Source organism: Pseudomonas sp. SWI44 (assembly GCF_002947915.1).
GTDB classification, from domain to species: Bacteria; Pseudomonadota; Gammaproteobacteria; order Pseudomonadales; family Pseudomonadaceae; genus Aquipseudomonas; species Aquipseudomonas taiwanensis.
On the sequence record NZ_CP026674.1, the window covers coordinates 1,929,737 to 1,944,245 of the forward strand.

Below are 14,509 nucleotides of genomic sequence, written 5' to 3' on the forward strand. Positions count from 1 at the left end.
CGGGCCTCGTCATTTCAGGTTCTGGCGCAGCAGCATGGTGCCGCCGCGCTGGGTAAATTCAAGTTGTTTCAGCGCGCTCATGCCCAGCAGTACCGTCTGGCCATCCAGACCGGGCACCACCAGTGCGCGCACGCCTTGCAGGCGGATATCGCCCAACTGCAGGCTGTCCAGGCGAGTCCGATAGCCCTCGGTGCGACCGTTGGCGGTGCTCAGGGTCACCGGGCTGCCCCGCTCCAGGTCCAGGTCGCGGGCCAGCGTTTCGGGTATCGCCACATCCGTAGCGCCAGTGTCGAGCATGAAATGCACCCCCTGGCCATTGATCGCGCCGTCCGCGACGAAATGGCCCTGGCCATTGCTCAGCAAGCGCACCTCGATGAAACCTTCGCCATGCTCGGACTGCACGTGCACGTTCGGATTGTGTTCACGGGCTTCCCAATCACCAAAAAAACGCGTGGCCAGAAACAGCGCCGCCACCCAGGCGACGAACATCAGGACCTTGCCCGCGCGCTTTCCCGGTGGCTGGCTCATGGCTTGGCACTCCAACCACCTTCGGGCGCAGCGAAGCGCCAGACGATCGGGCGCGTTTCACCGTCGGCACGGTCGCCGTTGTTGTTGTCCAGGCCGACCCAGGCCCCTTTCGCATCGATTACCAAGGCCTCGGCCAGACCGAACGGCTGATCATAGCGGCGCCCCTCCACCAGGGCATCGGCGGCGAACGACCAGCAACGCTCGACCGTGCCCGTACCGGCATCGCGACGGCAGATGCGGTAGGCGTTGCGCTCGAGCGTGAATAGCTTGCCGTCGAACCAGGCCAGATCGGAAAAGTCTCGCGATAACGCTTGCGGGTTAGGCATCTGTGCGGGCTGCATCTCGACACCGGCCTCGCTGAGCAGCACGCAACTGCGCTCGCAGGTCCAGACCGACTGCTGGCGCTGCACCGCCACCAGGCCCCGGCGCTCACGCTCTGCTGCCAACCACAGGCGGTCGCCCGCCGGGTTGATCGCCAGTCCTTCGAACAAGGCATTGAAGTTCAGCAGCATGCCACTGGCACGGGCCTGGCGAATCATCGCAGGGTCGATCTTCAACCAGACTGGCTCCCCGTCGACGGGCAACTGCAGCACCGCCGCGTGGGCCTCGCTGACCAGGAAGATATTGCCTGCCTGATCGCAGGTAATGCCTTCGTAGTCCAATTCGCCACCGCGAATGTACGAAGCCGCCCAGTTGCGCGACTTCAGCCCCCAGGGCAGGCCGCTTTCCGGCACGGGCGGCGGCGTGAAGGTCAGCGGCTGGGCACGCCAGACTGCACCTTGCTGGTCGAAGCGGTAGATGCGGTCGTCATCCCGGTCGGACACGCCCCATAAGCCGCCGCGGCAAAAGGCCAGACCGGACAGGTTGCCACCACGCATGCCCTCGATCGGGTGCTCTGCGGTGAGCTTGAGCTCCGGCCAGTTGCCCGCCAGGCTCGGCAGGGCAACCAACGCAAGGCAGGCCGCGAACAGCAGACGAATCAAACCAGGACCTCGGCCAGGTTACCTTTGGTTTCCAGCCAGCTCTTGCGGTCACCGGCACGCTTCTTGGCCAACAGCATGTCCATGATTTCGGTGGTGCCCTGCAGATCATCCAGGGTCAGTTGGACCAGGCGCCGGGTGTTCGGATCCATAGTGGTCTCGCGCAGCTGCGGCGGGTTCATTTCACCCAGGCCCTTGAATCGGGTGACCTGCGGCTTGCCACGCTTCTTCTCGGCCACCAGGCGGTCGAGAATACCGTCGCGCTCAGCCTCGTCGAGGGCGTAGTAGATTTCCTTGCCCAGGTCGATGCGGTACAGCGGCGGCATCGCCACATAGACGTGGCCGGCCTCGACCAGCGGCCGGAAGTGCTGCACAAACAGGGCACACAACAAGGTTGCGATGTGCAGGCCGTCGGAGTCGGCGTCGGCGAGGATGCAGATCTTGCCGTAACGCAGCTGCGACAGGTCCGCGGCACCCGGATCGACACCGATGGCAACGGCGATGTTGTGCACTTCCTGGCTGGCCAGGACTTCGCCACCGTCCACTTCCCAGGTGTTGAGGATCTTGCCGCGCAGCGGCAGGATCGCCTGGAACTCCTTGTCGCGCGCCTGCTTGGCCGAGCCACCGGCCGAATCACCCTCGACCAGGAAAAGCTCGGCCCGCATCGGGTCCTGACCTGCGCAGTCCGCCAGTTTGCCAGGCAGCGCCGGGCCCTGGGTCACGCGCTTGCGCTCGACCTTCTTGCTGGCTTTGAGGCGGCGGCCGGCGTTACTGATGGCAAGCTCCGCCAGTTGCATACCCATCTCGGGGTGGGCGTTGAGCCACAGGCTGAACGCGTCCTTGACCACGCCCGAGACGAACGCCGCCGCCTCGCGGGAGGACAAGCGCTCCTTGGTCTGACCGGAAAACTGGGGTTCCTGCATCTTCATCGACAGGACGAAGGTGATGCGCTCCCAGACATCTTCCGGCGCCAGCTTCACACCCCGTGGCAGCAGGTTACGGAACTCGCAGAACTCGCGCATGGCGTCGAGCAGGCCCTGGCGCAGGCCATTGACGTGGGTACCGCCCTGGGCGGTGGGAATCAGGTTGACGTAGCTTTCCTGAACACTGTCACCGCCCTCAGGCAACCACAACAGTGCCCAGTCGACGGCTTCCTTGTTGCCCGCCAGGCTGCCACAAAACGGCTCATCGGGCAGGCGCTGGAACTCGCTGACCGAGTCGACCAGGTAAGAACGCAGGCCGTCCTCGTAATGCCACTCGACTTTCTCGCCCGTGGACTTGTCCTCGAAGCTGACCAGCAGGCCCGGGCACAACACGGCCTTGGCCTTGAGCACATGCTTGAGGCGGCTGATGGAAAACTTCGGCGAATCGAAATACTTCGGGTCGGGGCTGAAGTACACGCTGGTACCGGTGTTGCGCTTGCCCACCGTACCGACCACTTCCAGCTCGCTGGCCTTGAAGCCGTCGGCGAAGGTCATCTGGTATTCGTTGCCGTCGCGTTTGACGCGCACACGCACCTGGGTCGACAGGGCGTTGACCACGGAAATACCGACACCATGCAGGCCGCCGGAGAACTGGTAGTTCTTGTTGGAGAACTTGCCGCCTGCGTGCAGCTTGGTCAGGATCAGCTCGACCCCCGACACGCCTTCTTCAGGGTGGATGTCCACCGGCATGCCGCGGCCATCGTCGCTGACTTCCAGCGAGTGGTCGGCGTGGAGGATCACCTGCACCGAACGGGCGTGGCCGGCCAAGGCTTCGTCGACACTGTTGTCGATGACTTCCTGAGCCAGGTGGTTCGGCCGGCTGGTATCGGTGTACATGCCCGGCCGCTTACGGACCGGGTCAAGGCCCGAGAGGACTTCGATGGCGTCTGCGTTATAGGCGCTAGCGCTGGGATTGGCCATGGGTTCTCGTCGTCAGTCTGGTGAATGCAAAAAGATCAAAATACAGAAAAATCGAGCGCTGCGTACTGCCCTCGGGCAATACCGGCAAACGCCAGCAAAGCCGGCAACCGCTGGGCAAAGCCTTGGAAGCCGTGATCGCCTCCGGCCTGGATACGCAGGGCGCACGCGCGGTAATAGCGCTCGGCGTGGCGGTAGTCCAGGGTTTCATCGGCGGTCTGCAGCCACACTTGATAGCGGCTTGGGTCCGTGGGCGCCGGCACTTCCAGTTCGGCCAGGGCCTGCACATGATCCAGGGTCAGCTCCCAGGTTTCATCGGTGTAGAAGTTGCGCTGGGTACCCAGGTAGCCGTCGAACAGCTTGTGCGGGGTAACCGCTGGGTTGACCAGCAAGGCCTTGAGGCCATGGCGCTCGGCCAGATGGGTGGCATAGTAGCCGCCGAGCGAACTGCCTACCAGCAGGGGCTTGCCCAGTTCGGCGATGACCGCTTCGAGCTGGGCGATGGCCTGGCGCGGATGATGGTGCAAAGCGGGTATGCGCACGTGGTCGGACAGCCCCAACTGCTGCATGACGGCCTCCAGCTGCCGCGCCTTGGTTGAAAGCGGCGAGCTGTTGAAGCCATGGATATAGAGGATGGAACCCGACATGCTGCCCCCGGAATCTGTGGCTTCGCGCCCGATCGGAGTGGGCGCAGGGACGCGCAGTGTAGCGTGTTCGCCGGGTTTTGGCGCTGGATCGGGAATTTCGCAACACAATCTTCAATCAAGCATCGGCCGCGATGTGGCCCGCTGGCGACACCAGGCCGCGTCGACGGGCGTTCACCTCAGTAGCCGGGGCTGTCGAAGTCGAGCTTCACTTCGAAATCCAGCGCCCGCTCCACGCCGGTCTCCAACCGTCCGTCGGCATGCAGACGCAACCAGCGATACCCTGGCTGTTCCTCACTCACCTTGAACTCTTCGCTGCGCGCTGCGAATTGGATGCAGGTCGAGGGTGTGGCCAGCAAACGCAGCCCATCGCGCACTTCATCCCACTCTTGATGAACATGCCCCCACAGCAACGCCTTCACCTGTGGATAACGTAGCAGGCGCTGCAGCAGTACATCGGCGTTACGCAGGCCGATCGGGGCGATCCAGGCGCAACCGATGTCCACCGGCTGATGGTGGCAGCACACCAGGCAGTGGCGCTCGCCGGCACCTGCCAGCGCTGCGTCCAGCGTGGCCAGTTGCTGATCTGCCAGCAAGCCGTGGGTTGCGCCGACGACTGCCGAATCGAGCATCACGATGCGCCAGGCGCCGATATCGGTCACGGCCTGCGTCTGCTCCGGCGCTACCTCGGCCATCACCCGGGCTTCGTCATGATTGCCTGGCAACCAGCGGGACGGCGCACCGAACTCAGCGGTGAGCGCTCGAAAAGCCTGGTAGGAAGCCACGCTGGCGTCCTGGGACAGGTCACCTGTGCACAGCAGCAAGTCGATGCGCGGCTGCTCACGGCGCACCTGGGCAATCACGTGGCGCAGGCTGTCCCGAGTCCTCAAGCCCAGCAGCGAACCAGCCGGGTCGGCGAACAGGTGGGCGTCGGTCAGTTGCACCACATGAATGGGTGCCGGTAGGGAGTCTGGGTGCGGCAACGGCCGTCTCCTCGAACGGATATTGCACGGATTATGGCGGCGGAAGGCTTTCGAGCAAATACTCGAAACCAACCCGCGTCACATTTCAGCGCACACTTGCCAGTTCGTGACCACAGGCCAGGCAGTGACTCAGCCATTCGCCCAGGAACAGATTGAGCTGGGCTTTTTCGTCCGGCTGGTGCATGGCGGCATTGGGGTACGGGTAGATGCTGCGCAGGCGTCGGGCGTGCTCGGCACTGACCACCTCGGCCATGCGCGCATCGTGATACACCTGCACCTCCAGGTGCGGCACCGGCAGCCAGGGCAGGCTGTGCTCCTGGCGTACGCGCAAGGTGGTGGTATAGGGGCATGCCAGCACCACGTCGAGCACCAGTACGCCAAGCATCTGGTCGCCCTGGGTCATGCCGATGCGGCGCGAACTCTGGGTGGTGCGCATGTCTGGCAGCAAGCGCATGAGCCGGGCATAGTTGGCCTCACAGGCTGCCTGCAGCCCGGCCAGATCTACCCGATAACGCTCACGCAACAGGTTCACTTCCACATACCTCGTACTTCGTCTCGATTCAACGCCAGCCACTGCAACCCGATTATGGTCGCGGCATTGCAGATACGCCCGTCACGTACCGCTTGCAGGGCATCTTCGAATGACCACACGCGAACACGAATGTCCTCGCCCTCTTCTTCCAGGCCGTGCAGGCCACCGGCGCCTTCGCTGCTGCAACGACCGAGGAACAGATGAACGTACTCATCGCTACCGCCCGGAGACGGGAAGTAGCGGGTCATTGGCCACAGCGCGCTGAAGGTAAGCCCTGCCTCCTCTTCAGCCTCGCGATGGGCGACTTCTTCTGGCTGCTCGTCCTTGTCGATCAGCCCCGCCACCATCTCGATCAGCCACGGGTTGGCGACCTTGTCCATGGCGCCCACGCGAAACTGCTCGATCAGCACCACCTCATCGCGCAACGGGTCGTAGGGCAGCACACAGACCGCGTCATGCCGCACGAACAGTTCGCGACTGATCTCGCGGCCCATGCCTCCAGCGAACAGCTCGTGGCGCAGGTGCACCTTGTCGAGCTTGTAGAAACCCTGGAAACAATTGACCCGCTTGACGATCTCGACCGCCTTGGGCACCGAATTGAACGTGTCTGACATGGAAATCCTCATGACCTCATTTACCGCATCGCGCCATCCTACTCTGCACGCCAGCCTGTTTCATCCCTTTCTGGCAACCGTTCGCCCACTCGGGACAGCAGGCCTTCTCTCTGTTAGCTTAGTGGCGAACTGAAGGCCGCGCCGACGGTCAAAGGGCGACTTTTCCTGTTCTGCAAGGATCATCATGACACTGGTCAAACTGACTTCCGTGGCCGTGCTGGCACTGGCGCTTGGTGCCTGCCAAAGCGTGTTCGCACCCAACTACCGGGCTCCGCTGGAGGTCAAGCGCGACGCCTGGGAGCATGTAAAACCTGGTTGCACCGAAAGCGACTGCCCGCTGGTGAACATCGACACCATCCACTTCCCGGCGCTGCCCAAGCTCGACGGCATCGTCGAGCAACGCCTGCTGCAACTGACCGAAGATAACCAGCGTGGCACCGCGCCTGCCTCGCTGCAGGCCTACGAACAGCACTACCTGGCCAGCGCCGACAAGCGCAATAGCAGCTACCTGCAGGCCAAGGTACGCGAGCAGCATGACGGACTGGTGATCATCGAACTGTCCAGCTACCTGGACAGCGGCGGTGCACATGGCATGCCAGGACGCGGCTTCATCAACTACTCGCGCAAGCTGGACAAAGTGCTGACCTTGCAGGACATGCTGGTGCCCGGCCAGGAAGACACCTTCTGGAAGACCGTCGAAGAGTCCCACCGCGCTTGGCTGATCAGCGTTGGCATGGACAAGGATGCCGAGTTCGTGAAGACCTGGCCGTTCAAGAAGTCGCCGCACATCGCCCTGACGTACGGCGCGGTAGTGGTGAAGTACGAAGTCTATTCCATCGCGCCCTATTCCATGGGCCACGTCGAGCTGAAGATCCCGTACCCACGCCTCAATGGCGTGCTCAAGCCCGAACTGTTTCCCGGCCGCGGCTGACGCTCAGTAGCGCATGCAGCCCACCTGCCAGTACCAGTGCTGGCAGGGTCGCGCCAAACTCAGGGGCCTGCGCGGCAATCGTGTGATAAGCGGCAACACCCACCACCCAGGCCACCAGCGCTTGCCAGTGCAGCCCTTCGACCAACGCTGGCGCGCGGCGGCGGCGGATCACGAAGTGGTCCATCAGCACCACGCCGAACAGCGGCGCGAACACAGAACCGATCAGCAGCAGGAAGTTCTCGTACTGGGCCAGCGGCGCCAGCAGCGCGATGAGGGTGCACACCACGCCGATGGCCAGGGCCAAGTGCTCGACTTTGAAGCGCACCAGCACGCTGGTCGAGACTGCAGCGGAGTGGATATCGGCGAACGCCTTCTCCGACTCGTCCAGCAGGATCAGCAACAGCGGGATACCGATACCCGCGCCAGCCAGGGCCAACAGCAGGGCATTGGCCTCGCCACTCGACGCAAAGGCCAGGGTGTAGGCCACGCCCAGGCTCATCAGCCAGGTGTTGCCGATGAAGTAACCCAGCACGGTACCGCCGAAGACGCGCTTGGCACTGCTGGCGAAACGCGAGTAGTCGGCAATCAGCGGCAACCAGGACAGCGGCATGGCGATGACGATGTCAAAGCCTACGGCCAGCGACATCGAACCGTCACCGGCACGTGCCCACAGCTCGGCCAGGTCGGCCTTGGCGAACAGGTTCCAGGTCAGCCACAGGCAGGCGGCCATCAACACCCAGATACCCCACTTGCGCAGAATCTTGCGTACGAAAGCCAGCGGCCCGCTGACCGCAAGCAAGGTGGCCATGGCACCGAAACACACCGTCCACAGCATCGGGCTGTTCCACAGGCTGTCCTCGCCGAAGGCGCGTGCGCCGAGCAGGCTGGCGGCATCGCGCATGACGATGATCTCGAACGCGCCCCAACCAACCAGTTGCAGCAGGTTGAGCACTGCCGGCAGTCGGGCGCCATGGCGGCCCAGGCTCAAGCGCAGGGTGCCCATGGCGGGCAGGCCGGTGTCGCTGCCGATGACGCCAGCGGCCCCGAGCAACAGCACGCCCACGCCTGTGCCGAGGGCGATGGCCAGAACGGCTCCCGCCAGCCCCAGGCCGGGGGCAAGCATGGCACCGACCTGCAGGACCATCAGGCCGATGCCGAGGGAGAACCAGAGTGCGAACAGGTCGCGGGCACCGAACAGGCGGTGGCTGGAGGGGACCGGGTGGTCCGCGGAGAAGTGGCTGGGGGTGGTCATGCTTGTAGCTCGCCGGATTTGTTGTTGGGGTTGGCGCGGCACAAGGCCGCTCCCACAAAGATCACGCGATCTAAGGGGGAGCGGCCTTGTGTCGCGAAAGGGCTGCAAAGCGGCCCCAAGGTCTACTTACACCTTTTTGTAGAGCTGGCTACCTTCCTGGCGGAACCGCTCGGCCTGCTCGCGCATGCCCTCCTCAACCGACACATCGACCGAGTCGATACGCTGGTTGGCGGCATATTCACGTACTTCCTGGGTGATCTTCATCGAACAGAACTTCGGCCCGCACATTGAGCAGAAGTGGGCGACCTTGGCCGACTCCTTCGGCAGGGTCTCGTCGTGGAACGCGCGGGCAGTGTCCGGGTCCAGACCGAGGTTGAACTGGTCTTCCCAACGGAATTCGAAGCGCGCCTTGGACAAGGCGTTGTCACGAATTTGCGCGCCAGGGTGGCCTTTGGCAAGGTCGGCCGCATGGGCGGCGATCTTGTAGGTGATGATGCCGGTCTTGACGTCATCCTTGTTCGGCAGGCCCAGGTGCTCCTTGGGGGTTACATAGCAAAGCATGGCGCAACCGAACCAACCGATCATCGCCGCACCAATGCCAGAGGTGATGTGGTCGTAGCCTGGGGCGATGTCGGTCGTCAGCGGACCGAGGGTGTAGAACGGCGCCTCGTCACAGCACTCCAGCTGCTTGTCCATGTTCTCTTTGATCAACTGCATCGGCACATGGCCAGGACCTTCGATCATGCACTGCACGTCGTGTTTCCAGGCGATCTTGGTCAGCTCGCCGAGGGTTTCCAGTTCACCGAACTGGGCGGCGTCATTGGCGTCGGCGATCGAGCCTGGGCGCAGACCATCGCCCAGCGAGAAGCTGACGTCGTAGGCCTTCATGATTTCGCAGATCTCGTCGAAGTGCGTGTACAGGAAGTTTTCCTTGTGATGCGCCAGGCACCACTTGGCCATGATCGAGCCGCCACGGCTGACGATGCCGGTAACCCGCTTGGCGGTCAGCGGCACGTAGCGCAGCAGTACGCCAGCATGGATGGTGAAGTAGTCAACGCCCTGCTCGGCCTGTTCGATCAGGGTGTCGCGGAACAACTCCCAGGTCAGGTCCTCAGCGATACCATTGACCTTTTCCAGGGCCTGGTAGATCGGCACCGTGCCGATCGGCACCGGCGAGTTGCGGATGATCCACTCGCGGGTTTCATGGATGTGCTTGCCGGTGGACAGGTCCATGACGGTATCCGAGCCCCAGCGGATACCCCAGGTCAGCTTGGCCACTTCTTCCTCGATGGAGGAACCCAGGGCACTGTTGCCGATGTTGCCATTGATCTTCACCAGGAAGTTGCGGCCGATGATCATCGGCTCCAGTTCCGGGTGGTTGATGTTGGCCGGGATGATCGCGCGGCCGCGAGCGATTTCCTCGCGAACGAACTCGGGTGTGATTTCCTTCGGGATGCTGGCACCGAAGCTGTGGCCAGCGTGCTGCTGGTTCAGCAGGCCGGCGGCGCGGGCTTCCTGCAGCTTCATGTTTTCGCGGATGGCAACGTATTCCATCTCGGCGGTGATGATGCCCTGGCGGGCGTAGTGCATCTGCGTGACGTTGGCACCAGGCTTGGCGCGACGCGGATTGCGCACATGGGCGAAGCGCAGCTTGGCCAGCTCGGCATCGTTCAGGCGCTGCTGGCCGAAATCAGAGCTCAGCCCGTCCAGGCGCAGGGTGTCGCCACGGGCATCGATCCAGGACGAACGAACATCGGCCAAGCCTTTGCGCACGTCAATGACGACATTGGGGTCGGTGTAGGGACCGGAGGTGTCATAGACCAGCACCGGTGCGTTGGTCTCGCCGCCAAAATCGGTGGGGGTGTCGTGCAGGCTGATCTCGCGCATGGGCACGCGGATGTCCGGGCGCGAACCTTCGACGTACACCTTGCGCGAACGCGGGAAGGGTTGCACGGACTGCTGGTCGACTTGTGCCGACTCGCTGAGGTTGATCGTTTTTTCTTGTTTACTCATCACAGGCTCTCCAGACGTCTTCCTTGCGGACGGAATGTCGGGGTGAACCTGAAAGACGCGGACGCACCCCCTGGACGGGTGTGCAGTGCCGGTACATGGAGGTGCCTTGAGCTACGCGAGCTGTGACATTCCCGGACCTGGCACAAGAGGCTCCCCGGGAAGGCGAGCAATCTTGTTCCCTACGCAGGCGCTAACCTGATCAGGTTCAACGGGATCCGGAACTTTCCGATCTCAGCCTTTGCTTCAAGGCACCCCGACAAGAACATGCGCAGTCTAGACTGGAGTGGTCGGCAAAGCCAAGCGACTAAAACGCACGGATGATGAAAGGCACCGTCGACGATTGTTGCCAGCTGCACATGGCACTACACTGGCCGGTCTTTCGATACTCAACAGTTCAGTAATTAAATTTCGTACAAGGATTGCCTCTATGCTGCGCAAACTCTCACTGGCGATAGCCGTGTCTTGTGCGTCCAACGGAGTGGTCTGGGCAGCGGATGTGCCCGCAACGGTAAAGACCGATCTGGTCAGCGTCTACCAGGAAGCGGTCGATAACAACGCCGACCTGGCTGCGGCCCGCGCCGACTACGGCGCCCGTCGCGAGGTGGTGCCCCAGGCCAGGGCCGGGTTGCTGCCGAACCTGTCGGCAGGTGCCGAAATGATGAACACCCGCACCAAGTTCGATGAGCCATCGATCACCTCCAACCGCAGCGGCAATTCGTGGAGCGCGACCCTCTCGCAACCGATTTTCCGCGCCGACCGCTGGTTCCAGTTGAAGGCAGCCGAGTCTGTCAATGAACAGGCGGCGCTTGAGCTGTCGGCCACCGAGCAGAACCTGATCCTGCAAACCGCGCAGAACTATTTCGCCGTACTCCGCGCCCAAGACAACCTGGCTGCCACCAAGGCCGAGGAGGCGGCGTTCAAGCGCCAGCTGGATCAGTCCAACGAACGTTTCGACGTGGGCCTCTCCGACAAGACCGACGTCCTGCAATCGCAAGCCAGCTACGACACTGCCCGGGCCAACCGGATCATTGCCGAACGCCAGGTCCAGGATGCCTTCGAGGCCCTGGTGACCCTGACCAATCGCGAATACGCCTCGATCCAGGGCGTGGTCCACACCCTGCCGGTGCAGGTGCCCACGCCCAATGATGCCAAGGCCTGGGTCGAAACCGCTGCTCGCCAGAACCTCAACCTTCTGGCCACCAACTATGCCGTCACCGCAGCTGAAGAGACCTTGCGCCAGCGCAAGGCCGGCCATGCGCCCACGGTCGATGCGGTAGCTCGCTACCAGAAAGGCGATAACGACAGCCTCGGATTCAGCAACCCGCAGCCAAACGTGCGCTATGCCGGCGACGTTGAGCAAACCAGCATCGGCCTGCAACTGAACATCCCGATCTACAGCGGCGGTCTGACCAGCTCACAGGTACGCGAGGCCTACCAGCGCCTGAGCCAGAGCGAGCAGCAGCGCGAAAGCCTGCGCCGCCAAGTGGTGGAAAACACCCGTAACCTGCACCGCGCGGTCAACACCGACGTGGAACAGGTCCAGGCGCGCAAGCAGTCGATCATTTCCAACCAGAGCGCGCTCGAAGCCACCGAGATCGGCTACCAGGTCGGTACCCGCAACATCGTCGACGTGCTCGACGCCCAGCGCCAGCTGTATACCTCGGTGCGCGACTACAACAACAGCCGGTATGACTACATTCTCGACAACCTGAGCCTGAAACAGGCTGCCGGAACCTTGAGCCCGCAGGACCTGCAGGACCTCAAGCGGTATCTGAAGCCAGACTACAACCCGGACAAGGACTTCCTGCCACCGGATTTGGCAGCGGCGGCGGCGAAGAATTTCGAGCGCAGGCCGTAGGTCGGTGCTGCATCATCGCCGGCGTGCCGGCGATGATGCCTGCTCGGATTTCAGCCAATCAACGCCCCAAGCCCATCCAGCAACCGCTGCAACGCCCCCTGGTTCGCCAACATCACCTGCTTGCCCGCCGCCCCCATGCGCTGGGCATCCTGAGGCAGCTCGACCAGCCGACGTACTGCCGCCGCCAGCCCTTCGACATCATCCACCTGCTGCAACGCCCCTGCGTCTCGCAACATCGCGCTGATCTCGAGGAAGTTGAACACATGCGGGCCCATGATCACCGGCAACGACAGCGCCGCTGGCTCTAACGGGTTATGACCGCCGGTGGCGACAAGACTGCCGCCGACGAAGGCGATATCGGCCAGCGCATAGAGGAACAGCAACTCACCCATGGTGTCGCCCAGCAGCACCTGGGTCTGGCTGTCGACGGCACCACCCGAGGAGCGGCGCACAGTAGTTAACTGCTCACGGCACAGGGCATGCACGGCATTGAAGCGCTCAGGGTGGCGAGGCACCAGAATCAGCAGCGCGTCGCCATGTACCTGCAGCAACTGGCGGTGCGCCTGCAAGATCAGGGCGTCTTCGCCTTCGTGGGTACTGGCGGCGATCCACACCGGGCGCTGGTCGGCCCCCCACTGCCCGCGCAATGCCTGCGCCCGAGGCTGCAGTTGCTCGTCGATCTTCAAGTCGAACTTGATCGAGCCGGTCACCTTCACGCATTCAGGCCGTGCGCCCAGGTCACGGAATCGCTGGGCTTCGGTTTCGGTTTGCACCGCGATGAGGTTCATCTCGGTGAGCATCGGCCGGGTCAGGCCAGCAAACCGTGCGTAGCCACGGGCCGACCGTTCGGATAGCCGTGCATTGGCCAAGGCCACGGGAATGCCGCGCTTGGCGCACTGGTGAATGTGATTGGGCCAAAGTTCGGTTTCCATGATGATGCCCAGACGTGGACGCACATGGTCCAGAAAGCGCCCCGCCGCCCACGGCAGGTCATAGGGCAGGTAGCAATGCTGGATGCGCGGCTCGTCGCCGAACATCGCGCGGATGCGCTCCGATCCAGTCGGGGTCATGCAGGTGAGGGTGATCGGCAGGTCCGGGTAGGCCTTGAGCAGGGCGCGAACCATGGGTGCGGCGGCAATGCTCTCGCCTACCGACACCGCATGCACCCAGATCCCCCCTTGGCGCATGGCCGGAAGGTTCAGGGCAAAGCGCTCAGCGATGCGCTGGCCGTAGGCCGGCGCCTTGCGGGCACGCAGGAACAGGCGTAGCGCGACCAGCGGCAGGCCCAGGTGAAACAACAAGGAATAAAGGGTTCTGTTCATGGTGGCGAAGTGTACTAGGAACCATCTGGAAAATGGCTAGCCGATCGCGCGCAGGTGCACCGCGAAGCGCTCGGCCAGCCATTGCGCCGCCGGTCCCAAGGGCTCGTCGCGCCGCCAGGCAAGCTCCGCCACCAAAGCAGGTGGCCGCCATTCGCTGTCCAACTCGACCATCTGTGTCTGATAGGTCGGATACTGCACCACATGCCGTGGCAACCAGGCCCAGCCGAGGCCGCGCATCAGCAGTTCGGCCATGGCATAGAAGCTGTCCGCACGCCAGATCTGCGGACTGATCGCTTCGCCACCCGGGTAGCCGCTCTGCTGGGGGGTGATCAACAACTGTCGATGCCGCGCCAATTGCTGGCGGGTGACCCGTAGCTCCTTGGCGAGCGGATGCCCGACCGCGCAGACAGTGACCATTTCCACGCTGCCCAGGGCGCGCCGCTCCAGCGAACTGGGGATGCTTTCGTGATGGAAGAACAACCCCAGGTCGGCGCGCCGTTCCACCAGCTTGCGTGCCACATCCCCTTGGGCGCCGCTGGCCAACTGCACTTCCAGGAAGGGAAAACGGCTGGCCAACTCGTCAAGGCTGTCGATCACCGGCTGATAGGGCATGGCCTCGTCCTGAGCAACCCGCAACAGCGCCTCCTGCCCACGCATCAACGCCAGCGCACGGCCGTCCAGGCGCTCGCACTGGCGCAACAGCTCGCGGGCATCCTCCAGCAAGGCCACGCCGTTTTCCGTCAACTTGGGCTGACGACCGCTGCTGCGCTCGAACAAGGTCACACCCAAGTCCGTTTCGAGCATTGCGATGGCACTGCTGACCGCCGACTGCGCCCGGCGCTGCTCCCGGGCCACCGCGGAAAAGGACCGCAGTTCGGCGACACGCACGAACACGCGCAGTTGCTCGAGATTCCACTGCTCTGCCATCAACCTATCTCCAATACTGATAGG

Annotated in this window: 13 protein-coding genes and 1 riboswitch; of the genes, 2 read left to right on the forward strand and 11 right to left on the reverse strand. The window is 63.3% G+C overall.

What is annotated here, in order from left to right:
- Window positions 1-9: 9 nt before the first annotated feature.
- The 7 genes from C4Q26_RS09210 to C4Q26_RS09240 form a co-directional block, all read right to left on the reverse strand.
- The gene (locus tag C4Q26_RS09210) at window positions 10-528 is read right to left on the reverse strand and encodes a TIGR02281 family clan AA aspartic protease (RefSeq protein WP_023378447.1); all 519 of its coding nucleotides are present in this window, start codon (window positions 526-528) and stop codon (window positions 10-12) included.
- On the reverse strand, window positions 525-1,511 hold the full coding sequence (locus tag C4Q26_RS09215; RefSeq protein ID WP_023378445.1) for an esterase-like activity of phytase family protein: 987 nt from the start codon (window positions 1,509-1,511) through the stop codon (window positions 525-527). Before C4Q26_RS09215 ends, C4Q26_RS09210 begins: the two co-directional genes overlap by 4 nt.
- Window positions 1,508-3,412, reverse strand: a complete 1,905-nt coding sequence (gene parE, locus C4Q26_RS09220; RefSeq protein WP_027907959.1) for a DNA topoisomerase IV subunit B — start codon at window positions 3,410-3,412, stop codon at window positions 1,508-1,510. The genes C4Q26_RS09215 and parE overlap by 4 nt, the downstream gene beginning before the upstream one ends.
- Before the next feature lie 35 nt (window positions 3,413-3,447).
- Window positions 3,448-4,056, reverse strand: a complete 609-nt coding sequence (locus C4Q26_RS09225; RefSeq protein WP_104883014.1) for a YqiA/YcfP family alpha/beta fold hydrolase — start codon at window positions 4,054-4,056, stop codon at window positions 3,448-3,450.
- 176 nt (window positions 4,057-4,232) lie between these two features.
- Entirely contained in the window at window positions 4,233-5,036 is an 804-nt protein-coding gene (gene cpdA, locus C4Q26_RS09230; protein WP_023378440.1) for a 3',5'-cyclic-AMP phosphodiesterase, read from the reverse strand.
- A gap of 85 nt (window positions 5,037-5,121) precedes the next feature.
- Window positions 5,122-5,574, reverse strand: a complete 453-nt coding sequence (locus C4Q26_RS09235) for a DUF1249 domain-containing protein (protein WP_027907958.1) — start codon at window positions 5,572-5,574, stop codon at window positions 5,122-5,124.
- Window positions 5,565-6,182 (reverse strand): NUDIX domain-containing protein, encoded by a 618-nt coding sequence (locus C4Q26_RS09240; protein ID WP_023378437.1) that lies wholly within the window; start codon window positions 6,180-6,182, stop codon window positions 5,565-5,567. Before C4Q26_RS09240 ends, C4Q26_RS09235 begins: the two co-directional genes overlap by 10 nt.
- A gap of 184 nt (window positions 6,183-6,366) precedes the next feature.
- Here C4Q26_RS09240 and C4Q26_RS09245 point away from each other — a divergent pair, with 184 nt between their 5' ends.
- Window positions 6,367-7,113: an RsiV family protein gene (locus tag C4Q26_RS09245; protein ID WP_023378435.1), complete on the forward strand. Its 747-nt coding sequence runs from the start codon at window positions 6,367-6,369 to the stop codon at window positions 7,111-7,113.
- On the opposite strand, the gene cytX is transcribed toward C4Q26_RS09245, so the two are convergent.
- Both cytX and thiC read right to left on the reverse strand, forming a co-directional pair.
- A complete protein-coding gene (gene cytX / locus C4Q26_RS09250) occupies window positions 7,082-8,365 on the reverse strand; it encodes a putative hydroxymethylpyrimidine transporter CytX (protein ID WP_027907957.1) in 1,284 nt (427 codons plus the stop codon). The two genes, C4Q26_RS09245 and cytX, sit on opposite strands and share 32 nt — an antisense overlap.
- Window positions 8,366-8,491: 126 nt before the next feature.
- On the reverse strand, window positions 8,492-10,378 hold the full coding sequence (gene thiC, locus C4Q26_RS09255) for a phosphomethylpyrimidine synthase ThiC (protein ID WP_023378431.1): 1,887 nt from the start codon (window positions 10,376-10,378) through the stop codon (window positions 8,492-8,494).
- Window positions 10,379-10,537: 159 nt separating this feature from the next.
- Window positions 10,538-10,644, reverse strand: a riboswitch (TPP riboswitch).
- Between the two features lie 161 nt (window positions 10,645-10,805).
- Here thiC and C4Q26_RS09260 point away from each other — a divergent pair.
- Entirely contained in the window at window positions 10,806-12,236 is a 1,431-nt protein-coding gene (locus C4Q26_RS09260; RefSeq protein WP_027907956.1) for a TolC family outer membrane protein, read from the forward strand.
- A 50-nt stretch (window positions 12,237-12,286) separates the two neighbouring features.
- On the opposite strand, the gene waaA is transcribed toward C4Q26_RS09260, so the two are convergent.
- Both waaA and C4Q26_RS09270 read right to left on the reverse strand, forming a co-directional pair.
- On the reverse strand, window positions 12,287-13,558 hold the full coding sequence (gene waaA / locus C4Q26_RS09265; RefSeq protein WP_104883015.1) for a lipid IV(A) 3-deoxy-D-manno-octulosonic acid transferase: 1,272 nt from the start codon (window positions 13,556-13,558) through the stop codon (window positions 12,287-12,289).
- Between the two features lie 36 nt (window positions 13,559-13,594).
- Entirely contained in the window at window positions 13,595-14,485 is an 891-nt protein-coding gene (locus C4Q26_RS09270; protein ID WP_023378428.1) for a LysR family transcriptional regulator, read from the reverse strand.
- Window positions 14,486-14,509 lie beyond the last annotated feature (24 nt).

Excerpts from the sequence above, each read along its gene's own strand:
- C4Q26_RS09210 (WP_023378447.1), bottom strand. The coding sequence starts at position 528 with ATGAGCCAGCCACCGGGAAAGCGCGCGGGCAAGGTCCTGATGTTCGTC.
- parE (WP_027907959.1), bottom strand. The coding sequence starts at position 3,412 with ATGGCCAATCCCAGCGCTAGCGCCTATAACGCAGACGCCATCGAAGTC.
- C4Q26_RS09225 (WP_104883014.1), bottom strand. The coding sequence starts at position 4,056 with ATGTCGGGTTCCATCCTCTATATCCATGGCTTCAACAGCTCGCCGCTT.
- C4Q26_RS09240 (WP_023378437.1), bottom strand. The coding sequence starts at position 6,182 with ATGTCAGACACGTTCAATTCGGTGCCCAAGGCGGTCGAGATCGTCAAG.
- C4Q26_RS09245 (WP_023378435.1), top strand. The coding sequence starts at position 6,367 with ATGACACTGGTCAAACTGACTTCCGTGGCCGTGCTGGCACTGGCGCTT.
- cytX (WP_027907957.1), bottom strand. The coding sequence starts at position 8,365 with ATGACCACCCCCAGCCACTTCTCCGCGGACCACCCGGTCCCCTCCAGC.
- thiC (WP_023378431.1), bottom strand. The coding sequence starts at position 10,378 with ATGAGTAAACAAGAAAAAACGATCAACCTCAGCGAGTCGGCACAAGTC.
- C4Q26_RS09260 (WP_027907956.1), top strand. The coding sequence starts at position 10,806 with ATGCTGCGCAAACTCTCACTGGCGATAGCCGTGTCTTGTGCGTCCAAC.
- waaA (WP_104883015.1), bottom strand. The coding sequence starts at position 13,558 with ATGAACAGAACCCTTTATTCCTTGTTGTTTCACCTGGGCCTGCCGCTG.
- C4Q26_RS09270 (WP_023378428.1), bottom strand. The coding sequence starts at position 14,485 with ATGGCAGAGCAGTGGAATCTCGAGCAACTGCGCGTGTTCGTGCGTGTC.